The 26,722-nt window shown below is 39.8% G+C and carries 23 protein-coding genes and 1 tRNA gene; 8 read left to right on the top strand and 16 right to left on the bottom strand.

Annotated features, from left to right (window positions below; genetic code table 11):
• The first annotated feature begins 14 nt into the window (after positions 1-14).
• Together LZZ98_RS09755 and LZZ98_RS09760 are read left to right on the top strand one after the other, a co-directional pair.
• A complete protein-coding gene (locus tag LZZ98_RS09755; RefSeq protein WP_237787679.1) occupies positions 15-881 on the top strand; it encodes a lysophospholipid acyltransferase family protein in 867 nt (288 codons plus the stop codon).
• A 120-nt stretch (positions 882-1,001) separates the two neighbouring features.
• Positions 1,002-1,220, top strand: coding sequence for a hypothetical protein (locus tag LZZ98_RS09760; RefSeq protein WP_086175468.1), 219 nt, complete (start codon positions 1,002-1,004; stop codon positions 1,218-1,220).
• A gap of 90 nt (positions 1,221-1,310) precedes the next feature.
• Here LZZ98_RS09760 and LZZ98_RS09765 read toward each other — a convergent pair whose 3' ends face one another.
• From LZZ98_RS09765 to rfbB, 6 genes are read right to left on the bottom strand one after another with little or no spacing between them, the layout of a single operon-like run.
• The gene (locus LZZ98_RS09765; protein WP_237787680.1) at positions 1,311-2,150 is read right to left on the bottom strand and encodes a glycosyltransferase; all 840 of its coding nucleotides are present in this window, start codon (positions 2,148-2,150) and stop codon (positions 1,311-1,313) included.
• The gene (locus LZZ98_RS09770) at positions 2,151-3,278 is read right to left on the bottom strand and encodes a DegT/DnrJ/EryC1/StrS family aminotransferase (protein WP_237787681.1); all 1,128 of its coding nucleotides are present in this window, start codon (positions 3,276-3,278) and stop codon (positions 2,151-2,153) included. It abuts the gene before it with no gap.
• Positions 3,275-4,324 (bottom strand): acyltransferase family protein, encoded by a 1,050-nt coding sequence (locus LZZ98_RS09775; RefSeq protein WP_237787682.1) that lies wholly within the window; start codon positions 4,322-4,324, stop codon positions 3,275-3,277. The genes LZZ98_RS09770 and LZZ98_RS09775 overlap by 4 nt, the downstream gene beginning before the upstream one ends.
• Positions 4,321-5,181: a WxcM-like domain-containing protein gene (locus tag LZZ98_RS09780; protein WP_237787683.1), complete on the bottom strand. Its 861-nt coding sequence runs from the start codon at positions 5,179-5,181 to the stop codon at positions 4,321-4,323. Before LZZ98_RS09780 ends, LZZ98_RS09775 begins: the two co-directional genes overlap by 4 nt.
• Positions 5,168-6,067 carry a glucose-1-phosphate thymidylyltransferase RfbA gene (gene rfbA / locus LZZ98_RS09785; RefSeq protein ID WP_237787684.1) on the bottom strand — a complete coding sequence of 300 codons (900 nt, stop codon included), beginning with the start codon at positions 6,065-6,067 and terminating at the stop codon, positions 5,168-5,170. Before rfbA ends, LZZ98_RS09780 begins: the two co-directional genes overlap by 14 nt.
• The gene (rfbB, locus tag LZZ98_RS09790) at positions 6,067-7,125 is read right to left on the bottom strand and encodes a dTDP-glucose 4,6-dehydratase (protein WP_237787685.1); all 1,059 of its coding nucleotides are present in this window, start codon (positions 7,123-7,125) and stop codon (positions 6,067-6,069) included. The genes rfbA and rfbB overlap by 1 nt, the downstream gene beginning before the upstream one ends.
• A 281-nt stretch (positions 7,126-7,406) precedes the next feature.
• On the opposite strand from rfbB, the gene LZZ98_RS09795 reads away from it, so the two are divergent.
• Genes LZZ98_RS09795 through LZZ98_RS09805 form a run of 3 tightly spaced genes read left to right on the top strand, consistent with a single transcriptional unit; the run spans position 7,407 to position 10,290 of the window.
• Entirely contained in the window at positions 7,407-8,252 is an 846-nt protein-coding gene (locus LZZ98_RS09795; RefSeq protein ID WP_237787686.1) for a glycosyltransferase family 25 protein, read from the top strand.
• A gap of 4 nt (positions 8,253-8,256) precedes the next feature.
• Positions 8,257-9,360 (top strand): glycosyltransferase, encoded by a 1,104-nt coding sequence (locus tag LZZ98_RS09800; RefSeq protein WP_237787687.1) that lies wholly within the window; start codon positions 8,257-8,259, stop codon positions 9,358-9,360.
• Positions 9,361-9,399: 39 nt separating this feature from the next.
• On the top strand, positions 9,400-10,290 hold the full coding sequence (locus LZZ98_RS09805; protein WP_237787688.1) for a glucosamine inositolphosphorylceramide transferase family protein: 891 nt from the start codon (positions 9,400-9,402) through the stop codon (positions 10,288-10,290).
• Here LZZ98_RS09805 and LZZ98_RS09810 read toward each other — a convergent pair whose 3' ends face one another.
• The 8 genes from LZZ98_RS09810 to LZZ98_RS09845 form a co-directional block, all read right to left on the bottom strand.
• Positions 10,291-11,325: a glycosyltransferase gene (locus LZZ98_RS09810; protein ID WP_237787689.1), complete on the bottom strand. Its 1,035-nt coding sequence runs from the start codon at positions 11,323-11,325 to the stop codon at positions 10,291-10,293.
• Positions 11,322-12,101, bottom strand: coding sequence for a glycosyltransferase family 2 protein (locus LZZ98_RS09815; RefSeq protein WP_237787751.1), 780 nt, complete (start codon positions 12,099-12,101; stop codon positions 11,322-11,324). Before LZZ98_RS09815 ends, LZZ98_RS09810 begins: the two co-directional genes overlap by 4 nt.
• Positions 12,095-12,850 carry a polysaccharide deacetylase family protein gene (locus LZZ98_RS09820; RefSeq protein ID WP_237787752.1) on the bottom strand — a complete coding sequence of 252 codons (756 nt, stop codon included), beginning with the start codon at positions 12,848-12,850 and terminating at the stop codon, positions 12,095-12,097. The genes LZZ98_RS09815 and LZZ98_RS09820 overlap by 7 nt, the downstream gene beginning before the upstream one ends.
• Positions 12,847-13,875: a glycosyltransferase family protein gene (locus LZZ98_RS09825; RefSeq protein ID WP_237787690.1), complete on the bottom strand. Its 1,029-nt coding sequence runs from the start codon at positions 13,873-13,875 to the stop codon at positions 12,847-12,849. The genes LZZ98_RS09820 and LZZ98_RS09825 overlap by 4 nt, the downstream gene beginning before the upstream one ends.
• Positions 13,876-13,888: 13 nt before the next feature.
• Complete coding sequence (locus LZZ98_RS09830; protein WP_237787691.1) at positions 13,889-14,767, bottom strand: ELM1/GtrOC1 family putative glycosyltransferase; 879 nt, start codon at positions 14,765-14,767, stop codon at positions 13,889-13,891.
• A gap of 81 nt (positions 14,768-14,848) precedes the next feature.
• Positions 14,849-15,775 (bottom strand): branched-chain amino acid transaminase, encoded by a 927-nt coding sequence (locus LZZ98_RS09835; protein WP_237787692.1) that lies wholly within the window; start codon positions 15,773-15,775, stop codon positions 14,849-14,851.
• 18 nt (positions 15,776-15,793) lie between these two features.
• Complete coding sequence (gene glnE / locus LZZ98_RS09840) at positions 15,794-18,553, bottom strand: bifunctional [glutamate--ammonia ligase]-adenylyl-L-tyrosine phosphorylase/[glutamate--ammonia-ligase] adenylyltransferase (protein ID WP_237787693.1); 2,760 nt, start codon at positions 18,551-18,553, stop codon at positions 15,794-15,796.
• A gap of 74 nt (positions 18,554-18,627) precedes the next feature.
• A complete protein-coding gene (locus tag LZZ98_RS09845) occupies positions 18,628-19,902 on the bottom strand; it encodes a sensor histidine kinase (RefSeq protein WP_237787694.1) in 1,275 nt (424 codons plus the stop codon).
• A 1,193-nt stretch (positions 19,903-21,095) separates the two neighbouring features.
• Here LZZ98_RS09845 and LZZ98_RS09850 point away from each other — a divergent pair.
• The gene (locus tag LZZ98_RS09850; RefSeq protein WP_237787695.1) at positions 21,096-23,327 is read left to right on the top strand and encodes an NADP-dependent isocitrate dehydrogenase; all 2,232 of its coding nucleotides are present in this window, start codon (positions 21,096-21,098) and stop codon (positions 23,325-23,327) included.
• 132 nt (positions 23,328-23,459) lie between these two features.
• On the opposite strand, the gene LZZ98_RS09855 is transcribed toward LZZ98_RS09850, so the two are convergent.
• Together LZZ98_RS09855 and LZZ98_RS09860 are read right to left on the bottom strand one after the other, a co-directional pair.
• On the bottom strand, positions 23,460-24,197 hold the full coding sequence (locus LZZ98_RS09855; protein ID WP_237787696.1) for a hypothetical protein: 738 nt from the start codon (positions 24,195-24,197) through the stop codon (positions 23,460-23,462).
• 138 nt (positions 24,198-24,335) lie between these two features.
• Positions 24,336-24,422: transfer RNA gene (locus LZZ98_RS09860), tRNA-Leu, on the bottom strand.
• 194 nt (positions 24,423-24,616) lie between these two features.
• Between LZZ98_RS09860 and queA the strand changes: the two genes are divergently transcribed.
• Positions 24,617-25,654, top strand: coding sequence for a tRNA preQ1(34) S-adenosylmethionine ribosyltransferase-isomerase QueA (queA, locus tag LZZ98_RS09865; protein WP_237787697.1), 1,038 nt, complete (start codon positions 24,617-24,619; stop codon positions 25,652-25,654).
• A gap of 26 nt (positions 25,655-25,680) precedes the next feature.
• Complete coding sequence (locus tag LZZ98_RS09870; protein ID WP_237787698.1) at positions 25,681-26,709, top strand: hypothetical protein; 1,029 nt, start codon at positions 25,681-25,683, stop codon at positions 26,707-26,709.
• The last annotated feature ends 13 nt before the right edge of the window (positions 26,710-26,722 follow it).

The raw sequence follows: 26,722 nt of genomic DNA on the forward strand, positions 1-26,722 counted from the left end.
TATTCTAACAAATCATGTATTTCATTCTAAAAGTTTTAGCCTTGCTACCTTTACGCATGTTGCAAAATCTGGCCTGCTTTGCAACATGGTTACTGTGTATAAGAAATTCATCCTTTAAACGCATAACTTGTATTAATTTAAAGCTTGCTTATCCAGAATTGACAGCGGCACAAAGATCAAAACTGCTCCATGACAGTATTCGAAGCCAATGCTTAAGTTATGTAGAATGCATTAAATGCTGGGGTATGTCACCTCAATACAGTTTAAAACTTTTAAATAAAATTCATGGCGCAAACTATTTAACAGAAGCTTTGAGCAATCAAAAAGGCGTTATTGTCGTTGTACCACATTTTGGTAACTGGGAACTCTTAAATGCCTGGCTCTGCACTCATACTCAGCCAATGATTATGTATAAGCCGAATAAGATAAAAGGCATTAACCGCTATATTTTAGAATCGCGTCAAAAGACCAATGCAGTATTGGTGCCAGCCGATGAAACTGGTGTACGTGCTATCTTCAAACACTTAAAGCAAGGTGGGCTTACCGTCATTCTTCCCGATCATTTGCCTAAACCTTCGGGAGGAATTTATGCTCATTTTTTTCAGCAAAATACCTTATCCACCACCATTGTTTCTAAATTGGCATATAAAACTCAGTGTAATGTAATTGGTTTAAGCTGTATAAGAAATCCTGATACTTCCAGTTTTACTGTTCAATGTGTTCCACTATCAAATGAGATTTTATCAAAAGATCTGCAAAAAAGTGTGGAATGCTTAAACCAGGAAATGGAACTCATGATTACAAAAATGCCAGAGCAGTATATTTGGTCTTATAAACGTTTTAGAAATTGTTATGGAAACGTTAACCCCTATAGCGTTTAAACCTGGATTTCCCTTCACATCTTGAATTAGGTCAGCAGAACACTCAAATGGAATGAATTGAGATTGATGCTTGCTAATGGCATAATAGCCCTGTTTTTCCATTATTGAGTTAAGCAAGCTATGGCTATGCGTCCTGCTGTTCGTAATCGTGGCATCATGTTGATTGTGTTCTCTATCGCACAATGGCTTTTCATGCGTTACATTTTGGCCAATGGCTTATTTAACATGGATACCAATGAACGCATTCTTTATTTTTGTGTAAGTAGTTTAGGTGGGGCCTTACTTATTTTTGTTGGCTTGATTTATATGGTATTGAAGGGTAATCCGGATAAGGAATAATCAAATCATCTAACCCAAGGACATCCGGCATAGCCCCACAAATACCTCATTGGACTAGTGTGACTATGCCCGTTATAGGCAGCCTTAAATTTAAGCAAATATTCTATTGAACCAGTATTTTAAATACACTGCATATTTAACTGGATAATAAACAAAAGCACCTTTTTTCTTGTAATAATACTTTAAGATTGAACGGTTAATCTTGAATTCGGCATCCAAAAAACTTTTTTCTTGACGATATGGCTGAATGACTTTCATCATTTCTACCGCCATTTGTAATCCATTCTGTGAAAAACTCTCATCATGAATTCGGTACTGACAAACCACTTCAGGTATATATTTTAAGATTTTCTGTTGCTTGGTTAACTTGAGCAACATATACCAGTCTTCGACTTTAATGCTTTCATCATATCCACCAACCTCAACAATGTCTTTTAAATGAAACATTTGAGTTAAAGTGGGCAAATCATGCAGATTTAATAAAATATCATCAAAACTATATTCAGTACGAGTCGATACTCTTCGATCTACAACCCTATTATTAGAATCAATTAATTCAATACCTGCAAACACACCTGTCACTTCAGGATGCTGCTCTAAATAATCAACTTGCAACTGCGTTTTATTCAGCAACATCATGTCATCAGAAGCAATAATACTGAGATACTTGCCCTGACAATGCGTCAATGCTTCATTCAAAGTCGCACATAATCCTTTATTCGGGCGTGTATTAAAATAAACACGCTCAAAACGCTGTTCACAGGCAGGAAGCATTGCCTGTATTTTTTCAACGGATAGATCCTTAGAACCATCATCAATAATAATGAGTTCAATACGAGGGTAAGTCTGGTCTATAACGCTTTGGATACTGTCTTCAATATAATTTTCATGATTATAGCAAGGGATAACGATCGAAACTAAAGGCTGCATTTAAGCACTCCCTTCCGGTACAAAAGCATTACATAATTCAATGACCTTTTGAGTTTCTTCTTCAGTTTGCGTTGGCCCCATAGGCAAACTTAAAACTTGCGCATGAATACGCTCAGTTAAAGGGAAGCTTAATTCATTCCACTCTTTATAAGCCTGTTGCTTATGTGGTGGAATTGGATAATGAATCAGAGTTTGTACAGCGTTATCTTTGAGATAGTTTTGTAGTTCCTCTCTATATTCAGATTGAATGACAAATAAATGCCATACGTGTTGCAGATTAGCACTGGCATCAACCTGAGTAAGCGGCAATACGATATATGGATTTTTTATTTGATTTAGATATATTGATGCAATTTGACGTCGTTTTTCCATTTCTTGATCTAGATATTTGAGTTTGACATCCAGTATTGCTGCCTGAATTTCATCTAAACGGCTATTCACTCCAGAGAATAAATTTTTATATTTTTCGTGTGAACCATAATTACGCAAAGCTTTTAAAGTCTGTGCAAGTTCAGAATCATTAGTGGTAATAGCCCCGGCATCACCCAATGCACCCAGGTTTTTTCCCGGATAAAAACTGAATCCTGAAGCATCGCCCCAATTCCCTGCTTTCTTCCCATCAATTTCGGCACCATGTGCTTGCGCGGAGTCTTCCAGCACCAATAAATGATGCTGCTGAGCTATTTGCATGATTTTTGGCATATCCGCCAATTGACCATATAAATGTACAGGCAAGATGACTTTGGTTTTCGCTGTAATTGCAGCCTGAATAGCCGTTGGAGAAATGTTGAGACTTTGCTCATCCGGTTCAACCAGCACAGGAGTTAAGTTGTTTGCAGTAATTGCCAATATACTTGCAATATAGGTATTGGCAGGAACAATCACCTCATCGCCATCTTGCAGTTTACCCAGCTCTTTCCAGGCACGCAGTGTTAAAATTAATGCGTCCAAACCATTGGCAACGCCAATAGCAAATTCAGCGCCGCAATACTGAGCAAAATGCTGTTCAAATTTTTCCAGTTCTTGACCACCAATATACCAGCCAGAATCAAGCACACGAGTACATGCCTCTATCAACTCCGCTCTATACTGTTGGTTTATCGTTTTTAAATCTAAAAAAGGAATCATAAAAACCGCTCTTTCAACTTTCTATTTAAAGGTTTTTCAATATATTTGAATGCCGCTGCACTCAGTAAAATGGTAATAAGAATAATGATCAGCGATAGCAATAAACCATCCAGTTTTACAGCGTACTGCATGACTGCATATTCAGCCGTCCGGATAACCAGCAAGTGAATTAAATAGAAACAGAAACTGATCTCGCCTAGCCAAACCATGTGCTTATTGGATAGGAATCTATTCAGGTAGGTAGGCTGTTTCTCCTCGCTGGACAGAGCAAAGGAAAGTATGATCAAAACCATAGGTATCCAGTAATATACTGAATATCTTAAGCCAATATCAGCAAATTGATGCAATCCAAAAAAGACAGCAAAAAGTGTCAATGAAGCAAATTCAATATATTTTGATGACCAAGCCTTAACTTTGAACAGTTCTTTCAATTTCAAATACACATGAAACAGCATCATTCCCAAAAGGAAATCTGAAAATCTGAACAGTGGCGAAATATAAAGCCAGTAATGCTTTTGCTCATCAGACAGAACCATATTCATCGCCAATATGAGTACAAACAAAGACACTAATATTACAAGTTTTGCTTTTTGTCTTAGCAACAGGATAAATGGGAACAATAAATAGAAGAACATTTCATCTGAAATACTCCATGAGGGCGCATTCAATGAGAAGAAAATTTTCTCGCTCGGGAAAAAGCTTTGTATCAATAGCACATTTTGTGCAACATATTTGCCACTTCCACCTATCAGACTGCCTAAAATCAAAGCTGCCAGCATGGTTACAAAATGCATGGGATAAATTTTTGCGATTCGGGCAACAAAAAATTCCTTTTTAGTAATTTTTTTGTCTATAAATTTATGTTCATAGTTATAGGCCAAAATAAAACCGCTTAAAATAAAAAAGAAACTGACCCCTAGAAACCCTTCAGTAAAAATACTCTCAAAAATCTGCTTATAATGTTCATAACCTTTTAAAAGTGAAAGATGACTAAATAAAACAAATAATGCAAAAAAAAACCTAAGTGAAGTAAGCGGTTTTATCATTTTTCAACAAAACCCTTAATGGTTGCCGGATTACCTATAACAATTGCATTTTCAGGCACATCCTTGGTGACTACGGCTCCTGCACCCACCATTGCATTTTTGCCAATTTTTATGCCAGGCAAAATTGTGGCATTTGCCCCAATACTCGCACCTGTTTCTACCACAGTTCTTAAAAACTCTTCAGGATATTGTTTTGAACGCGGATGCTTATCATTGGTAAAAGTCACACATGGACCAATAAAGGCATCATCTTCAATGGTAATGCCATCCCAAATAAATACACCTGATTTCACGGTAACGTTATCGCCAATTACCACATCATTTTCAATCAGGGTGTGTGCACAAATATTACAATTTGACCCAATTTCAGCTTGCGCTAGAATCACGCTATATTGCCAAATGCGTGTATCCAAGCCAATATTTTGGGTCTTTACATCCGCTAAGGGATGAATAAAAGGTCTATGGACTTCTTTTAAGAAATCATCATAACTGCGAATATAATCAGACTCATCATAATAATCACTGGCCAAAACCAATAATAAACAATCCTCTGAAAAGTCATGCATTTCATGCCAGACAAGAGGAGGAATTCGTAGTCCTTTATTGGCACCTTCCAGCCATACTTCCTCTTTGTGTTTACCATTATCCATCACCATTTTGCACTTTCCTTTTAAGCAGAAAGCAATTTGATGAAGTTCTTTATGCGCATGAAAGCCACGAGGAACATCCGACTGAGTGTCAAAAATGTAATAGAGCCTTTTTACTTCGAAAGGGATATTTTTATTTGACTCAACGACTACCAGAGAGCCTCTCTGATCTCCCAGATCTGGCAATTCAACCCACTCAATTAAATTCATGGCCAGCTCCATGTTCTACCAAAGAAATTAAATACTGACCATAATCATTTTTACTCATGCTTTGGCCAATTTCTAAAACCTGTTCTTTGCTTAACCAGCCTTGATTAAATGCAATTTCTTCCAAACATGCCACTTTATAACCTTGGCGTTTTTCCAAAGTTTCTACAAATTGAGCGGCTTCAAGCAAACTGCTATGCGTACCGGTATCCAGCCAGGCAAAACCACGGCCCAGCAATTCAACATTTAAATCGCCACGCTCTAAATACATTTGGTTCACTGTGGTAATTTCCAGCTCACCCCGATCTGAAGGTTTAACCTGCTTGGCAATTTGAATGACATCATTGTCATAAAAATATAGTCCCGTTACGGCAAAATTAGATTTGGGATGCTTCGGCTTCTCTTCTAGAGATACGGCACGTCGCTGTTCATCAAACTCAACCACGCCAAAACGCTCAGGATCTTTCACCTGATAACCAAAGACAGTTGCCCCTTGACCACGTGCAACCGCCTGTCTCAACATTGGCGTAAAACCTTGACCATAAAAAATATTATCGCCAAGGACCAGGCAAATATTGCTGTCGCCAATAAAATCTTCACCAATAATAAATGCTTGTGCCAAACCATCCGGGCTTGGCTGAACTGCATATTGCAGACGAATACCAAATTGTGAACCATCGCCCAATAAACGCTCAAAACTGCCTTTATCTTCTGGTGTGGTAATGATTAATACATCCTGTATTCCCGCCAACATAAGAACAGAAAGTGGATAATAGATCATCGGTTTATCATAAATTGGCAGAAGCTGTTTCGATACACCCTTGGTAATAGGATATAAACGCGTACCTGAACCGCCAGCGAGAATAATCCCTTTTGTAGTTATAGACATTATGATTGCACACCTAATCTTTCACGTTGATAGCTACCATCTTGAACTCGACGGCACCACTGTAAATTATTTAAATACCATTCAACTGTTTTACGGATACCTGTTTCAAAGGTTTCCTCTGGCTTCCAGTGAAGCTCATTGGCAATTTTTGCAGCATCAATCGCGTAACGCAAATCATGCCCAGGACGATCTGTCACATAAGTAATTAAAGATGCGTAAGTCGTTTGATCTGCTCGTGGTCTTAATTCATCCAGTAATGAACAAATGGTTTTCACCACTTCAATATTTTGCTTTTCGTTATGACCGCCAATGTTATAAGTTTCACCAATCTTGCCTGTTGAAGCGACTTTATATAAAGCACGGGCATGATCTTCCACGTAGAGCCAGTCCCGAATTTGCTGACCATTGCCATACACAGGCAATGCTTTACCTTCTAGGGCATTCAAAATGACCAGCGGAATCAGTTTTTCCGGGAAATGGTAAGGACCATAATTATTCGAGCAATTGGTCACAATCGTAGGTAAACCATAGGTTCGATACCAGGCACGAACCAGATGATCAGAGCTTGCCTTGCTCGCAGAATACGGAGAACTTGGTGCGTAAGGTGTGGTTTCTGTAAATAGATCGGTTGTTCCTTCCAAGTCTCCATAAACTTCATCTGTAGAAATATGATGAAAACGGAAATCTGCTTTTTTGTCCGAATCTAAAGCCATCCAATATTTGCGTATCACTTCGAGTAAGGTATAGGTACCCACAATATTGGTTTGAATAAATGCAGCAGGACCATCAATTGAACGGTCTACGTGTGATTCTGCCGCTAAATGCATGACGATATCTGGCTGAAAGCTTGCAATGGCTTGTTCTAATGCTGCTGTATCACAAATGTCGATTTGTTGAAATGAATAGCGCGTATTATTTTCTACTTCTATTAAAGACTCTAAATTGCCTGCATAAGTAAGTTTATCAATATTTAAAACTTCATCTTGAGTATGATTGATAATATAGCGAATAACTGCTGAGCCAATAAAACCTGCTCCGCCAGTAATTAAATATTTCATTCGTTTCTCATCCTGACACTTTATGATCATCATAACTTTGTGAAGTTTGGCTGGTCATTTTATTACTTTTTATAATTTTTTTATACGAATAATCCTGTTAATTTTCATTATTAACTCTACTCAAGCGAAATACTTTCGCCAAATAAAACCTTGTTCTTCTCAAGACTTACTCAATAAAATCAACAAATAAAATCAATATGTTATATATTTTATTATTGGTTTAATTTAACGACTAAAAAATATAGAATAGCGCTAGCAACAATTTATATTTGAATATCAATATGGCAAAAATCTTAATTTTATGCATCACCCTTAAAGACAGCATTGAAAGACAACAAAATATTACTCAACAGATTACGGCCTTAAAACAAGCAACTCCCGATATTCAAGTAGATTTTCAGTTTTTTGATGCGGTCTATGGTAAAAAACTGCCGCCTGAATATATTGTTTTTCTGGATTTAAGCCGAAAATTTGCAGGTCAGTGTGAACACGCTTTAGGTCCAAGTGAGTTTGGATGCTACTTAAGCCATATGAAAATTTGGCAAAGACTTTCTCAAGGTGATTATGCTGCCTATGACCGTGTCATCATTCTTGAAGATGATGTGATGGTGAACCTTAATCACATTAATGAAAAGTTGAAATCACTTATTCAGACCAATCCAGAATTTGCATTTTTAAGCGGCCATACTGAGCCTTCACGTCGCAGAATCCGCGGCTATAGCAGTGAAGATGGTTTGTATTTCAATATGTCTGGTCCCAAAGACTTATATACAGGCGCGTTTGCTTACTCAATTACCCCTGCTACAGCGCAAAAATTCATTGAAAAGCAAATTAGAAAATTATCTTATTTAGATGACTGGACTTACCTGCTCAAGGGTTCAACTACGGCACCATTTTATTATTGTTTTGAACATAATGATGATATGCAAAGTAACATTGCTCCAGACCGGCAAATTTTCATGAAAAAGCCAAACCGCTTTAAAAAGAACTACCGAAAAATTAAGAATGATGTTTTTTCCCGCATTATCTCATTATTCTTATTTAAGAAAATTATTCGCTTGTCTGCATTTATCGCTGAAAATAAAAATGTTTTACAAACATTAAATTCCCAGCATAAGCAGGACTAAAATCATGAAAAAATACCTTTTTATTCAGGATCACCTGTATGGCGGCGGCGCAGAACAGATTTGTATTGATACTGCGTTGGGGTTAAAAAATAATGGTCATCAAGTTACAGTTTTACTGTTAGACGGAACCCATATTCGCACTCACTACCCCGCTGACCTTGATGTTATTAAATTCAACATCACCCCTGAGTTTTTACAAGGGAGTATTAAAAAAAATAAGCTTAAACGTGTCAGCCTAGATCAGCAAAATGAACTAAAGCAGATCATAATTGACCTGAATCCGGATACGATTATTGCCGGGCATTCGCATGCCTTTTGGCTATCGCCTATTTTATCTGGCAATGTTTGGTACTGGGTACATGGTGATTCTTTAGGTTTAGTCATGAAGAAAAACCTCGGCTTCTTTAAATATCTAGAAGCGCTGAAAAAATTCATCCAGTGCAAGCGGGCATGTAACTTTCTTTTCCAGGACAAACAACTGGTCGTGGTTAATCAGGACATTGCTAATTTACTGAATAAGCATGTCAAAAATGCCACAGTTAAAGTAATTCATAATGGAATTGATGTTGAACGGTTAACGCAAAATATCGATCCACACACTGCGATTGAAAAAAAATGGGACAGCATTTTTGTAGGGCGCTTGTCTGAAGAAAAACAACCGGATGTTGCGCTGCGTGCATTTGCACAAGCCAATCTGAATGGGCGTATGGCAATTGTTGGCGATGGCCCAATGCTGGAAGAATTAAAGCTTTTAGCTCAAGAGTTAAAGCTTGAAAATCGCGTTGATTTTTTAGGTTGGCAAAACCAGCCCAATCAATTTATTCAGCAAAGCCGTAGTTTAATTTTATCTTCCAGAACAGAAGGTTCACCGCTGATTATTCCAGAAGCATTAATATTGGGCACACCTGTAGTCGCCTATAATTGTTGTGAAGGCGTAGAGTTTCAGCTGTCCTCTGGTGAGCTGCTCCAGGGATTAGTACCTTTAAATAATCTTTCTGCCTTAGCAAAACAGCTTGAACAGGTGGTAAACAGTCCTTATCCAATTCGAGAGCAAGATAGGCAACGTCTCAGCATTACAGAAATGGTTAAAGCTTTTGAAGCCCTCTAAATTCAGCAAGCAACGATTAATTTAATTTGAGAATTTGTGATGTCATTGTCTCGTATCTTGTTAAAAAAATGGTATAAATTTCAACAAAACCAACAGCTCAAAAAGTTTAATTCTCATTGGTACATGCGCTTTGGCTGGATTGATCAACCCTTAAAAAGCCAAGATCAGTTACGGGATTTATTTGAAATCCATTCGCCTAGACAATTCACCTTTGCAGATTGCTTCTATGTACAGGAAAATGATCGTCATTTCATTTTCTTTGAAGAAGTGGATGATGTTCATCCCGTTGGTTTTCTGTCAGTTTTAGAAGTATTTAAAGATGGGGCATATACAGAACCACAGACCATTTTAAAACTGGATTACCACCTGTCTTATCCATGCGTGTTTAAGGTCGAAAATGACTGGTATATGATTCCTGAAACCAGTGCCAATAAAACCATTGAACTTTGGAAATGTACTGAATTCCCACTAAAATGGGAAAAACATTCCAATATTTTAGAAGGTATTGAAGCAGTTGATAGCACACCTTTTTACCATGAAGGCATGTGGTACCTGTTTACCTCGACACGCAGAAACTGTAAAAAATTTGGTGACCGTTTAGACCTGTTCTTTACTGAGGATATTCTCAATCCAAACTGGCAAGAACATCCGCAAAACCCAGTATGTAAAGGTCAGCAACAGTTCCGTATGGCAGGCAAACCTTTTATTTATAAGGGGAAACTGGTTCGACCAAGCCAAGATTCACTCAAACGCTATGGCGGTAATATTGAGCTGAAAGAAATTATTCAACTTAGCCCGACAGTTTATCAAGAGCAGCTTTTAGAAGTAGTATTGCCAGACTGGAATAGCGCGGACGATGGCTGCCACACCATTAATGCCGAAAATAATTTTGTAGTATTGGATGCAATTCGTCTATCCGCTAAAAAATAATTAAGCCTTTAGCAAACGTTCATAAATCTTGAGCGTTTGCCGGGTCATTGACGCCACCGTTAATTCCGCTTTAGCTTTAGCAAATAAAGGCTGAAAATCCTGTTGGGCAGGTACATTTAACGCATTTTGAATGGCATGCTGTAATCCCTGTACATCGCCAATCTCAGCCAAATAGGCTTCCGGCAGCCATTCAACCACACCATTCACCTTCGTTGCAGCCATGACTTTGTCTGCTTGTAAAGCTTCCACCATCACCAATGGAAAACCTTCCCGGTCAGATGAAAGCACGACCACATCGGCCAACTGCACCAGATCACGTGCATCGGTTCGAAAGCCTAAAAATGCCACCTGGTTTTGCATTTTCAATTCAATGACTTGTTGCTCAAGTGCTGGACGCAATGAACCATCCCCCACAATCCAAAGATTCGCATCAATGCCCTGCATGGCTTGAATCAATAGTGAAATATTTTTAACAGGTTCTAAACGGCCAATGCACATCACATTTTTTTTACCCGCATCTAAGGCAGGAAACTGTTTATTTATTTCTGCTTTCAATATCAGCTTTTCTGCATCCGTCAGGCTGGGCTGTGCATATACGCCGTTATAAACAACATGTGCTTTCGACTCAGGAATTCCTTGTGTTAATGCCTGACTTACGGCAATAACTGCATCTCCAACCAGATAAGCAGATTTATTCTTTTTCGTACCGTGAACGGTCGTCACCACTTTGACATTGGCTAAAAATAGCCGAATCCGGGAAACCAGTTCAGCAGCCTTACCGGCTTGGGCATGTACAATATCGGGCTGAATCTGTTGAATAAGGGACTTCAATTGCCACAACAAACAGATATTCCAGCGACTACGGGCAAAATCTAGTGGATGAAAATGCACATACTCATTAAACTTTTCTGCATAACACGGATGCGCAATCATATGCACATCATGCTGCAATGACATTTCGTTGACCAGATTAAAAGTATGCTGTTCCAGGCCACCCACACCGCCACTGGTTGCCAAAACCTGAACGATCTTCATGTTTTGTCCTGTTTATTCTTGGACGCATTTTGATACTGTTCAAACAGCTTGGCTTCTTTTAAAAAAGCATAAAATGCATTGATCATGCTGTTCACAAAACCACGCCAGCCATTCAAGCAACTACGGCGGATAAAGTAGGATTTCAAGAAGGTCACAGGCATAACCAGACTCAATTTTAACAAGCTGGGCTTTTTGCCTTTTTGAAATTTTTCAGCAGCTTTCAAATTGGAATACTGATTGTTTTTTTCAACTTTGACAAAAATACTCGATTCACCGTAGTGGTAAATATCGCCTTCAGCACGAATACTCTGCCCATCCACAATCACATTTTCATGGACCTTATTTTCCAGATCATAATGTCCTTTGCTTTTGCGGAAAAAACGCACTTTGGCATGCTTTTTTGTATGCTTACTGTTTGGTACACCCAAGAAGACATCATTAATGGGTGTGATTAAGGCATCAATCTGATTGGCTTGAATGGTCTGTTCAATTTCATTTTTCAATTCAGGTGATAACACTTCATCACCATCCAAATTTAGCACCCAATCATGTTGACACTGTGCCAGAGCCAGGCTTTTTTGTCCGGCATAACCTTGCCAGTCTTGGTGCGAAATACGGACATTAGAAAATGACTGAGCAATGGCATACGTATTATCGGTGCTGCCAGAATCCAGAATAATCACTTCAGCAAAATCACGCACACTGTTTAAGGTATCTTCAAGCCATGCGCCGCAATTTAAAGTGACGATATAAACACTACATGGAATACTCATAATTTATAACGTCCTTTGGCTAAGGCAATACGCATTTGCAAGGCATTCATTGCCCCGTGTGTGCTGACACGTGGGATATTAAATTGATTTTCAGCTGTATAGGCTTCGATTTTTTTACGTGTAGATACCGCATTTTTAAAGCCGATTTCTTTGGCCATTTGCTGATGCTTTTCATTAAAACGGCCAAAAGGATAAGCAAAACTTGGACAGCGTCCAACAAGTGCTTCCACATCCTGTTTGGAGGCCTGTATTTCTGCAAAAGCTTGTTCATCGGACAGTTTCAGCAAATTGACATGATGCTGTGTATGCGCACCAAACTCAATCACGCCCGAATCAGACATTTCGCGAATCTGTTCAGGGTTGAGTTTTTCAATGCCTTCAATTTGAGTCGCTAAAAAAATGGTCGCCTTGGCATGGTATTTTTTTAGCAAGGGATAGGCATATTGATAATTATCTAAAAAACCATCATCGAATGATAATGCCACAATATTTTTTTGCCCTTGAAACTGCTCCAGTTCCGAGACAAAACAGAAGGTAGATTGCTGTTTGCTCAGATATTGCAGCAGTTGCTCGAACTTGGCTGGCGGCATATTCATGCCTGAAGCTTCTGAATGTGGTGTCACCTGGTGCAGCATGACTATTCTTGGCAAACTGGCACTACGAAATGGTAGCCAAAAAGTATAATTTCCCAGCAGATATAAAACTGCCGCAAAGATGACTAAACCCAGCACCACATACAAGGCCCACATTATGCATATACCTCATGTGACCATTCATAGACTTCTGACAAAGGCTGATCAAAAGTTACTTCAAGCATAAACTGGGTAATTCGTTGAGCATTAAAACTATTGCGTGTTTTTTGCCAACCCGCTTCTGCCATACTTTTGGCCTCAGCGGGATGCTCTGCATAAAACTTGATTTTTTCAGCCAAATCAAACTGATCATCAAAGTAAATAATTTCTTGATCAGTATAGAGTTTATCGAAGCCCGGAATTCGTGGACTGAATGTTAACAAGCCATTGCCTGTAAGCTGCACAATCCGGTCAGAACTATATAGCGTGACATCATTTTTACGCGAATAATTCAGTCCCATACGCGATTCAGACAACACTTTATAATAGCCTTTACCATACACACCGGGTTGTTCAAAACAGCCATAATACTGATATTGAATATGATTATTCTTTAAGGTATCAGCCAAATCTTTGAGGAATTTTTCACGCTCCGGCTCTTTATACACCACGCCACAGAAAATAAATTCCTTATCAATATTGTTTGATTCAAACTGTTTTAATTGTTCTACATTTCGGTGTCCCACATTGGGCATATAGGCCACTTTTAAATGCGGCTGTTTTAGTTTTCTCAGATACTCACCGCCCGTGGTGCAGAAAATGGCATCCAGATAGGGTGAAAATTCACGAACAAAGCCGAGTTTCTGTTCCAGATACAATGGATCTACGTACCAAAAGGCAATTTTTGTTTGTGGATAGCGCTGCTTGATTTCTTTGAGCACATTCGGACTCATCAGGTCACTATGCCCCACTAAAACCAGATCTGGCTCAATATTATCCACAATTTTTAGAATTTCTTTATTGGCCCAGCTGGCACCGAGTTTTTTGGTTTTGAACACAGTCCCCATACGTGCCATATCGCGAAAACTGAAATCATAAACAAAATGACCATTTTCAATTAATCCCGCTGAAATTTTGCGGTCTGTGCAGTAAAAATGCGCGCCTTGTTTATTAAAGCCAAAATTCGCAATATGTAAAATTTTCATGAAAAAAACAACTCTATGTTTTCAATAATATATCAGCAACTCGGGTTGCTTCATTCAGTTTTAAATTCAATAGATTATGATGTGATTTATCTGACGATGTCGATAAAAGCTGATCTAACAACGTGGTAATTCTATCAGATTTCAAACGGTCTATTGCAATAACCCCAACCAAGCATCCACCAGTTAAAGCCTCAAAAATCATGGAAACACTGTCTTCAGTGACCCAAACCGCTTCTGCCTTTTGCATTTCCTCAAAAATCCAGCCTTGCGGCGTATCTTCAACTGGAAAAATCTGTAACTGGTTTGCATAAGGCTGTGCAGATAAATGTTGAAGGAATTCTTTGGGTGTACGGCGTGAGGTGGTTAAAATAATGTCAGCATTTGGATTATGCTGCACAATATTCTGAATTGCCTCCAACACCTTTTCTTCACTCCACTGATGACGTTTAGAAGAACCACCCAAAGCAATCAAAATACGATTGGCTTGATGACGCTGTTCATTGACAATCGGGTTTAAAGCGCCTTGGGTAGTGATGACATGACTGGATTCAGCTACGCCATCATGTTCAGGAATAATGGCATAATCAAACCAGCTGAAAGGAAAATTTGGCTTCATTAAAATGACAGTTTTCGCTTGAGGGAATACTTTCCCCAGCAGCAAAACCCGTAATTGCGTATGGCTACCTACACCAAAAATATAATCTGGCTTTTGTTCAAACAGCGCTAATTGATGACTCAACATGCCTTTTAACAGCGTGAAAATTGGCAATTGCTGAATGGATATTTCCTGAAAAGTTACTTCGCTATTGCTTATACGCTGCATAGCCTTATACAAACCGACTGCTTGCGAACGGTGCCCCGCTTTACCATCACTGACGTAGACAATATGCATGTTGTATTGTTTCCTTTCACAGCCTAAAGCAATAAAAAAAGGCGAAACTTTCGTTCCGCCTCTTCATCTTAACCGATCGACTTATTTTACGTAAGTTAACCAGTGTGCATATTTAGGATCTTTACCCTGAACTGCATCAAAGAATGCTTTCTGGATTTTTGTTGTAATTGGGCCACGACAGCCTTCACCAATCACACGGTCATCATATTCACGGATAGGCGTCACTTCAGCGGCAGTACCTGTGAAGAACGCTTCATCACCAATATAGAATTCGTCACGGGTAATACGGCGTTCAACCACTTCAATGCCCAAGTCTTTGGCAATGGTAATGATGGTTTGACGGGTAATACCATCTAAAGCACCGCCAGCGATATCCGGTGTATGCAATGCGCCATCTTTTACCAAGAATACGTTTTCGCCAGAACCTTGGCATACATAACCTTGTGGATCCATCAGCATGGCTTCGTCATAACCAGAATGTGCCACTTCTTGGTGTGCAAGAATAGACAAAGTATAGTTACCAGACGCTTTTGCTTTACACATGGTCACGTTTGGATGGTGGTGGGTAAATGATGAAGTTTTAACGCGAATACCTTTCGCCATCGCTTCTTCACCGAGGTAAGCACCCCAGCCCCATGCCGCTACTGTGGCATGAATTGTATTATTTGTTGCAGCAATACCGAGCTTTTCAGAACCAATAAAAATAATTGGGCGCAAATAGCATGAAGCTAATTTATTTTCGCGCACGACATCAATTTGAGCTTGCTCAAGTACCGCCTGATCAAATGGAACTTTCATTTGATAGATTTTTGCAGAGTTCAGCAAACGTTTGGTATGGTCTTGGAGACGGAAAATCGCGGTACCATTTGGTGTTTCATAAGCACGGACACCCTCAAAGACCCCCATACTGTAATGTAAGGTATGAGTTAGGACGTGGATTTTCGCCTCACGCCAGTCAACCATTTGTCCATCTTGCCAAATAAAACCATCACGATCAGCCAAATTCATGGCACACACTCCAAATTTTTATACACAGTCATTTTTATCCAATGCAGACATTGCAGTTGGATCAATTAATCTTTGCCATAACTTGCAAACGACCTCTCGGGTATCGCGCCAGTCGTCAGCTGAAACTTGCATGGATTGATTCGCAAGTGCTAAACGATGGCTCTCGGCTCGTTCACGGAGATAAGCTTGAATCAATGCTGTCGCATCGGCGCTGGATAAGCGATCCGTTTTTGCGGCATCCTCAAGGATTCGTACGTTGTCGGAGTAATGGGCGAGATCAGGATTCGACCCACTCCATGCTAATACCGCATACTGTGCCATAAATTCGATATCAACGATACCACCTGCATCCTGTTTTAAATGAAAAATCCCATCTTTTTGCTGCTCTTTGGAAGAACCCAAATGGTCTTTCATCTTCTGGCGCATTTTCAGTACTTCTGCTCGAACATTCGCCTCATCCCGCGGTTGAGTCAAAATATGGCAGCGTAATGCTTCGAATTTATTGCGCAGAGTTGGCTCGCCTGCAATTGAACGGGCACGCACCAGGGCCTGGTGTTCCCACAGCCAGGCATTTTTCAATTGATATTGCTCAAAGGCCTTTAAGCTTGTTACCAACAATCCAGCCTCACCCGATGGACGTAAGCGGGTATCAATTTCATAAACACGCCCATCTAAGGTTTGCGTGGTCATCAGCGATATGAATTTTTGTGCGACGCGCATGGCAAACTCAAAACCGCTAATCTGCTTGATCCCGTCAGTATCGCCTTGCTCACTCATATAGTGAATAAAGACCAGATCCAGATCTGAGCCATAACCCAGCTCAATACCACCCAATTTGCCATAACCTGCAACTGCGAAAGCCATATGATCGAGTGAACAACGTTGCTCTTCAGCATCTAAAGGATAGCCATGCTTTTTAGCAGTAATTTGATAAGCCAAATTCAGCGCAGCATTAACCGATACCTCGGCAATATCGGTTAATGCATCGGAGACTTTCATCAGTGGACTTTCCGCCAGTACATCACTGGCTGCCACAGCCAAAACATTGGATTTTTTGAATAAACGCAGCACGCGCATTTGATCTTCGACCTGATCAATTTCAATACGCAGCAATTGCTGACGCAGCGAATCTTCCAGATCCTGACGTTTTGGCAGTTCAAAATCCATCGACAGGAATTCATCTAGCAATACCGGATAATGCGTCAGTTCTTCACAAATCCATGGACTTACCGTCGCCATTTTCACTAGGCGCTGTAACGCCCCTTTGCTTTCAATCAGCATCACCAGATAGACGGTACGGCGTAGGACCGATTCGACCAAAGGCATCAAGCGCAATAATGCCACTTGCGGTTTGTCCGACTGCAAGATGGCTTCGATCAGATGCGGCCAAAACGTCTTTAAACGCTGTACGGCTTTGGCGGGCAATTTTTTCAGCGCATGTCCATACCAGAATTCATGCACCAGATTTTTGGCATCTTCATCCAGTACCTCGTTCAGCTGTTTCTCTAATTGGGTAAAACTTTCTATTAAAGGATCAGGTTCTTTTTCCTTGATCAGATGTTCAAACTGGTAAATGACTTTGGCGCGTTTTTGATTGAGTAACGCTAAAAATTGATCCCAAGTATCAAAGCCCAGGGTTTCAATCATACGGTTGCGTAAATCAGGTTCAGTCGGTAAAGACTGGGTTTGCTGATCATTTAAGGCTTGAATGGCATGCTCGATACGGCGCAGGAACAGATAGGCATCTTCCAGTTCAAACACAGCATTTTGCTCAAGAAGTCCCACTTCCCCCAAATGATGCAGACTCACCAAACACTGGCGATCTTGCAGCTCCAATTTTGCCCCGCCATAAATCAGCTGAAAGACCTGAACAATAAATTCAACCTCGCGAATTCCGCCAGCACCCAGCTTAATATCATCTTCAATATTGCGGCGTTGTACTTCGCGTTCAATCATGGCTTTCATTTCGCGCATCGCTTCAAATGCGGTGTAATCCACGTATTTACGAAAAACAAATGGTCGGGTCATATCCAGCAGTTCTGCCCCTTCTTTGCCACCGGTGACAATGCGCGCCTTGATCCAGGCATAGCGTTCCCATTCACGGCCATGCTGGCTTAAATATTTTTCTAAAGCGGCGTGACTGATTGCCAGAGCAGAACCATCTCCCCAAGGGCGCAGGCGCATATCAACACGGAATACAAAACCGTCTGCAGTAATATGATCGAGCAGATAAATCAGTTTTTGTCCCCACAGTATACAAAACTGCTGTACGTCAATACATTTACGGCCATTGGTTTCGCCCTGTTCATCAAAGGCAAAAATAAGATCAATATCACTTGAAAGATTAAGCTCTTGCGCCCCAAGTTTACCCATGGCCACCACAATGAGATCCTGCACAGCACCACCGTAACCGATCGGCTCACCATGCTTGGCCACCAAGGGAGCACGGGCAAAATCTTTGGCTGCACAAATGGCGGCATCGGCAAAATCGGAAAGCTCACGGGTCAAGGTCACCACATCGGTCAACCGATTGGCATCCTGCCAAATCCAGCGAAACATCAAGCGTGCACGAAGCACACGAATGGCATGCATCCATGTGCTTTCATCTGCAATCTGCTCTAGCGTGTCATGAATAAAATTCTGGATTTGCGTGGTCGTTAAAGGAAGGAGAAATTGATCAACTGCATAATCTTGCTCTAATAAAGCACTGTGTTTTCCCAATACCTGTTCTGCATATTGGCTCGCTCGCAATGTGTTGTGCAATTGTTCCGCATTCATCTTAAAACCTTCAGCCTGATTTTTTTCTAGTTATAGCAGCTGAATTCAGATAGGGGAAAAGAAAAATTTATTTTCTATACTTTTACTTTTTCAGTTTTGAGAGGTTCCTGAGTTAAAGCCTGATGAGCATTGGTGGCTGCTGGTAAAGTCACATTAAACGTCGTGCCTTCCCCTTCCCTAGAATCTACAGAAATTTGACCATGGTTCAGATCAATAAATCGCTTACACAACACCAGCCCCAAACCGGTACCTTTTTCCCCTGCAGTACCTTTAATACTGGCAGTAACCGACTGCTGGAACAGCTGATCCATTTGTGTCTGACTCATACCCAGACCGGTATCCCGAACAGAAATATGCACACCTGCTTCGGACTCACTTGCATGGATGATGACGCGGCCCGTGCCATCGGTTGGGGTAAATTTCAAAGCATTGGAAACCAAGTTTTGGATTATTGAAGTGATCATATTGATATCGGCGTAGACTTTAATGCCTTCATCAATCTGGTCAATAAGCTGAATATTTTTCTTTATCGCCAGACTATTCAATACATTAGAAACGATCTTGCTTGACTGTTTTAATTCAAAATTAATTGGATGATAGATAAAGCGCCCACCCTCAGCCATCGCCCAATTTAATAGACTTTCCAGCAGGTTATAAGTCGATTGTGCCGTATCGTATAAATATTCAGAAATACTTTGTACACTGGATTCATCAAGTGTTTCACGTTCTTGTGCCAGCACTTCCGAAAAGCCGAGTAAACCATGAAATGGGGCTCTTAAATCATGCGCAATAATTTGGAAAAACTTGGTTTTACTGAAATTGAGTGCCGCTTGCTGCTCATACATTTCTTTGAGTTCGGCATGGTCTGCTTTCAGCTCAATAATATGGATCAAGCTGTTCGTAAAATCACTTACAGTTGCAATATCTTCAGCATCAAAGAGTTTTTGTTGCTGATCAAAAAACAGTGCCTGACCAATTGAAGTGCCGTCATTGATACGCAGATCAAAAGCCAGATAACGCTTGGCTTCCACCCCAAATTGACTAATATGCTGCACCAGATTCGGATATTGATGATGTTGATGATCAATAAAATTATGCCCTTCAAAATAAGAGCTTAGATAGGTTTCGCATGGCGAACAGAATGCCTTGAAACCATGAGGAGAAGAATACCAGATATAAGGCTCGTTATGAAAAGCCAGCACAGCCTGTCCAGCTCCAAGCATTTTCCGGGCAAACTTTAAAAAACGTTCAACCTGATTTGTCGATGTAAAAACGCCTAACAATAATGAAATTTTACATGCGCTAAGCTGCTCAGTCTCCGAGCCTATTTCAAGCAACTGCATTTTCATATTTGATTCATCCAATCACTATTGTTTGTTGTTTTAAAAAATTGATTATCACATTTAACCTTATTAACAAAGTTTCACAGCGAAGACAATGAACAAAGACAAAAAGTGCCAATTTAAGCCAATATTTATCTATAAATTTCACCTCAAAATCGACATCAAACTTCAACTATTCTAGGCAATAAAAAACCAATTCTTTATTATCTCCTTAGTTTTTTTATAATTTTTTCTTCGTACGAAGCAGACTTGACCAGAAACCTCAAAGCCTGAGCCAATAAGGATTTGATTAAAATAACACACTGCTAGATTTTCATTGGGATACTGATCCAAGTAAACGCGCCCCGAATCATCAATAGATTTAATTAATGAATAATTGATCAGATTTAGCGAGAGCAGAAGTCAATTATTCAACTTACTTCAGTAGCCTCTCTGTTACAAAAATCATAGAGAGTAAATAGCCATATTTCTTCAATAAAAGTTGAACAATCACCTTTTTTCATGCATGCAGATTATTAAATTATCCACGCAAATAATTCCTTGTTTCTAGGATGCTACCTTTCCCATAGTGTTACTCAGAACAATTGTTCACTCGCTTAATATCTTCTTTTTCCATAAGATCTGTAGCACTTTCACTTTTTATATGACAGCGACTAAAATAATCGTGACTAGAAAGCTTTTAAGCTGAACACTACGCAATAGCAATAAGTCCATTCTTCCCCACAATAGCTTTGCTGCCGATCCGAAAAGAAATTTGTATCTTTTCACTACGAGATAATTTATTTCCATGATACCCAACATGTTGCAAGTAATTAGTTTACAAATCGGCAAAAAACGCCTGTTGGATTTTTTCATTTTTTTCAGTACAAAAATAAATTAAGTTTATGATAATTATATGTTAATTTTTATTTTAACCCAAAATCAATACTTATATAGTAAAGAGCATGAAGTACCACATCAGAGGCTGGCAACCCGGCCCCGATTCGAAAAATGACTAAATTTCACGTAGAATAGGGGGATTGGTGAACAACACTGATGTATACAAATTTTCAGCCAAAGACCAATATGCATGATATTGCTGTTCGGCTGAGGTGCAAATAAGCGCCGATACTTTTAATGTTTTATTTAAGCAAACCGGTTCGCAGAACTGAGCCAAAAGCTCGGCACTGACAAACTCAATCTAAAGCAAGGGGCTATATATGGCTGGTGGAAAGTCAAAAATCATTTACACATTGACCGACGAGGCGCCTCTGTTGGCGACCTATTCCCTGCTGCCGATCATTGAGACCTTTACCAAGCCTGCTGGCGTAGAGATTGTCAAAAAAGATATCTCTGTAGCTATACGTGTGCTTGCAGAATTTACGGACTTTCTAAGCGATGAGCAGAAAGTACCGAATAACCTGGCAGAGCTTGGCCGTCTTACACAAGACCCAGACACTAATATCATTAAACTTCCTAATATTAGTGCTTCAGTTGGCCAGTTGACAGCTTGTATCAAGGAACTTCAATCGAAAGGCTATGCTCTTCCTGACTATCCGGAAAACCCGGCAACTGAGGAAGAAAAAGCAATCAAAGCACGTTACAGCAAATGTTTAGGTTCTGCTGTAAACCCAGTATTACGTGAAGGTAACTCTGACCGTCGTGCACCGGCTGCAGTTAAAAACTACGCGAAAAAACACCCGCACTCTATGAGCGAGTGGAAACAATGGTCACAAACTCACGTTTCTCACATGGAAGAAGGTGACTTCTACCACGGTGAAAAGTCTATGACTTTAGACCGCGCTCGCAATGTGAAAATGGAGCTTATCACTAAGAACGGCGAAACTATCGTTCTTAAGCCTAAATTAGCACTTCTAGACGGCGAAATTATCGACTCAATGTTCATGAGCAAGAAAGCGCTTTGCGATTTCTATGAAAAAGAACTTGAAGATTGTCGCGAAGCTGGCATTTTGTTCTCTCTTCACGTTAAAGCAACCATGATGAAAGTTTCACACCCGATCGTATTCGGTCACTGTGTGAAGATTTACTACAAAGAAGCATTCGAAAAACACGGCAAACTGTTTGATGAGTTAGGTATTAACATCAACAACGGTATGGCGGGTCTTTACGAAAAAATTGAAACACTTCCAACTTCTGTTCGTGAAGAAATCATTGCTGACCTACATGCTTGCCAAGAACACCGTCCTGCGCTTGCAATGGTGGATTCTGCAAAAGGCATCACCAACTTCCATTCTCCTAACGACATCATCGTAGATGCTTCTATGCCGGCAATGATCCGTGCCGGTGGTAAAATGTGGGGTGCTGATGGTAAACAGTATGATGCTAAAGCAGTAATGCCTGAATCTACTTTCGCGCGTATTTACCAAGAAATGATCAATTTCTGTAAATGGAACGGTAACTTCGACCCACGCACTATGGGTACTGTGCCAAACGTTGGTTTGATGGCGCAAAAAGCTGAAGAATACGGTTCACACGACAAGACTTTTGAAATCTCTGAAGCAGGTATTGCAAACATCACTGACCTTGAAACAGGTGAAGTGTTGATGTCGCAAAACGTTGAGCAAGGCGATATCTGGCGTATGTGTCAGGTGAAAGATGCTCCGATCCGTGACTGGGTGAAACTTGCAGTCACTCGTGCACGTAACTCTGGCATGCCTGCAATCTTCTGGCTTGACCCATACCGTCCACACGAAAATGAATTGATCAAGAAAGTTGAAAAATACTTAAAAGATCACGACACAACTGGTTTGGATATCCAAATCATGTCTCAAGTACGCGCAATGCGCTATACACTTGAACGTGTTGCTCGTGGTTTAGATACTATTTCTGTAACTGGTAACATTTTGCGTGACTACCTCACTGACTTGTTCCCAATCATGGAGCTTGGTACTTCTGCGAAAATGCTTTCTATCGTGCCTTTAATGGCTGGTGGCGGCATGTACGAAACTGGTGCTGGCGGTTCAGCGCCTAAACACGTACAACAACTTGTTGAAGAAAACCACTTGCGTTGGGATTCTTTAGGTGAGTTCTTGGCTCTGGCTGTTTCTCTAGAAGAAATGGGCATTAAAGAAGACAACGCTCGCGCTAAATTGTTGGCTAAAACTTTAGACCAAGCGACTGGTAAATTGCTCGATAATGACCAATCACCTTCACGTCGTACTGGCGAGTTGGACAACCGTGGCAGCCACTTCTACCTTGCTAAATACTGGGCTGAAGCATTGACTGCTCAAGACGAAGATGCTGAGCTTAAAGCGAAGTTTGCTCCTCTTGCGAAAGCATTGGCTGAAAACGAAGACAAGATCGTTGCTGAACTTGCAGAAGTGCAAGGTAAAGCCGTCGATATCGGTGGTTACTACGCTCTTGATCAAGAGAAAGTAAATGCTGTAATGCGTCCAAGCGCTACATTCAATGCTACTCTTGCAACAATCTAAGTTCACACAACACTGACTATGTCAGTGATGTAAAAAAACCGGCGCTTAGGCGCCGGTTTTTTATGTGTATCATTTACATAATATGAAAGTTAGTTATCTAGAATAAATCTATAAAAATAATCATGACCTAAATTAAAGTGAAACATCAGTTTGCTTTGGCAGTTGTATATCAATCTTTTCTAACCCTAAAAACTTCTTAGCCTTCCAAGGTTTAACCAAAGGATTTAAAAGCATAAGAGCGAAAACCAAACTTATAAGAAATAGAAAAAATTGTGAAACAAAAAAACTATTTGGAATTTTATTTAAGCTTTCACCAGCTTTTATACATATATAAAAGATATATATCGTTGGAGATAATGACCCCAAGCTAATACCAAAATAAATAATAGTTCCTATTCTATTAAGCCAATTAACACCCCAGTCCTTACAATATTTTTTTAATTTAAATTGTTTTGTCTCATTATCTTTTTCTAAATAAGAATTTGAAGATTCATAATAAAATATTGCCAGTCGACTATCCTTACAAGAAAGAATATATTCCAATAAATCTTTATCATGATGTGAATATTTTAGTAATTTACTCAGTTTAGTAACATCAAGATGATATTGAATTTGATCTCTATATCTTTTAAATGAATCATCTTTTAGTAATTCTTCTTGATCTTTTATTTCATCTTTAATTTTTCTAACTTTATATTCTTGATGTTCACGAATACTACTAAGTATCCCTGAACGTGCAATAAAATATACAAGAGCAATAATTAAAATTAATCCAAGCACCATACAAATAACGAATAATCCATAAGGATTATCCAATATTTTCTCAAGTAAAGGAGTTAAATTTAATTCAGAATTTAAATTAGCAGCCATATTTTTATTAGCACCCTTTAATTTTCAATATCTTAATTCAACTTTAATTATTTTTAAGATATCCTTACTTTTTAAATCATTAAATTTTAGGCAATAAAAAACCCCAAGACTTAATATGCTTGGGGTTCTTTAGAATTCTGGTCCCGAGGGTCGGACTCGAACCGACACGTCATCTCTGACAGCGGATTTTGAGTCCGCCGCGTCTACCAATTTCACCACCTCGGGAAAGGTGTTGCAAGCTAATTAGCTTGTGGTGGCTATATTACTATCAAACTTGAAATTGTCAATTATCTAAATCAACCAATCGCTCACTTTTAAAGCAAAATCAAAAACTTTGTCTTAAAAAGCATCAGATATCATCTGTTTTACCCTTTTCAGGCCTATAATGCACAGGTTTTTCTTATTTCTATACATTGAAGATGCAACTTTCCGACTTTAACTTTGATCTCCCTGACGAGCTGATTGCCCGTTACCCCCTTGAAACCCGTAGTGCTTCACGTCTTTTGCATCTTGATGCTCAAGGTCAATATCATGACCATTACTTTACCGATATTCTAGACTTACTCGAACCCGGTGATTTACTGGTTTTAAATGACACCAAGGTTATGAAAGCGCGTCTTAAAGGCAAACGTGCCACTGGCGGTGCTGTTGAAGTTTTAGTGGAACGTATGCAGGACAAATTCACTGCACATTGCCACATTAAAGCCAGCAATTCACCTAAAGAAGGTGCAGAACTGTTCATTGGTCCAGATGAAGTTAAAGTCACTGTAAAAGGTCGTCATGAAAACTTGTTTATCGTTGAGTTTTCTCAGCCCATTTTAAATGTTTTAGATCTATATGGTGCTTTGCCAATTCCGCCTTATTTTAACCGTGAAGCAGAAGCCATTGATACTGTACGTTATCAAACTGTCTTTAATGATCCAAGCAAACTGGCCAGTGTCGCGGCCCCTACTGCCAGCCTGCATTTTGACGAAGCCTTGTTGAAAAAACTGGAACAGAAAGGTATCCAGAAAACCTTTGTGACCTTGCATGTCGGTGCAGGCACATTCCTGCCGGTTCGTACCAATGATATTAAAAACCATATCATGCACAGTGAATGGTGTGATGTGTCTGATGAATCTATGGCACTAATCCGCGAAACTAAAGCCCATGGCAATAAAGTGATTGCGGTAGGCACCACTGCAACCCGTGCCACTGAAAGTGCTGCACAAGCGAATGGCGGTGAATTGAAAGGCTGGACTGGCGATACCCAAATCTTCATTTATCCAGGTTACGAGTTTAAAGTAGTCGATCGTCTGATTACCAACTTCCATCTTCCTGAATCTACTTTATTGATGCTGGTTTCGGCGTTGTCGAATCGTGATAATATTTTAAACGCCTATCATCATGCCGTGGAAGCGCAATACCGTTTCTTCAGTTATGGTGATGCCATGCTGATTGATAAAATCATGCCTTAATATTGATCCATTAAAAGAAGCAGACCATGCCGCTCGATACTGTTAGACATTCGATTCATATTCGACGTAAAAAAAATGAACGGGTTTTTAATAATGTTGCGCGGCTTTGGGATATCGCACGCAAGGCGCAAACGCATCAGGATATTCTGGATGCCCTGCATCCATGGAATGCCCCAATCGTACTCAAGTTTGAAAATGTTCTACCGCTGCTTTTGGCAGCCGTGGGACTTTTTTTTATTCTGCTGATTTTTATTAAACCCGGCAATATCTGGATTCAGCTCAGTCTGATCAGTGGCTTTTTTATGATTTTCTGGGCTTATATCAGTTACGAAGAAAGTAAGCCCATTGATGAAGTGATCGAATATCTGGAACAGCAAAGCATTGCTAAAAAATATCATCTTGCTTTCCAGCAACAGCCGCAACATATTGGCGTTCCGCTGCAACCGGTTTTGTTTATTGCCCATTTAAAGCGCCTGTTTCCGGTTTTTAATCAGGGCAGTATTGCCAATGACTTTCCCTATTACGCCAGCACCCAATGGACCGATGAGGAAGGTAAACAGCATCAGGTAATGGTGTTTCAATATCATTATGTCAATGAAATTCGGGTTCGCAATAAAGATGGCAATGAAGTACAAGTGAAAGAAGTACATAAAGATTTATGGGGTGTATTTGTTTTTGATGTCGAAACACAGGGACTGGCTGTCACCACGGCCAATAAAGAGTTTTATTATCCTTATGATTTTCCCTGGCATACCAGCGATATTCAAATCAATCAGAAACTGAATATTTTTGGCAGCGATGAAATGCAAATGGCAAAACAGCTCACGCCTGCATTTGTGCTGAAGCTGGATGAATTTTTTACCCAGCGTCAGGGCGATTTAATTTTCCATCCAGACAGTCATATCTTATGCTTTCTCGGGCCTGCCGACTTATTTAGCATCTCAAGCCGGGCAAAAAAAATTCAAGATATTTCCGCATTACGTGGACACTTGCGTACTTTTAAATTACCTTATCTAGAAAGCTTACAGCGTGATTTAACACACTTTTTAAAATAAAAATCTTTGATTT

The organism is Acinetobacter sp. SM34, from assembly GCF_022012365.1.
Classification (GTDB): Bacteria; Pseudomonadota; Gammaproteobacteria; order Pseudomonadales; family Moraxellaceae; genus Acinetobacter.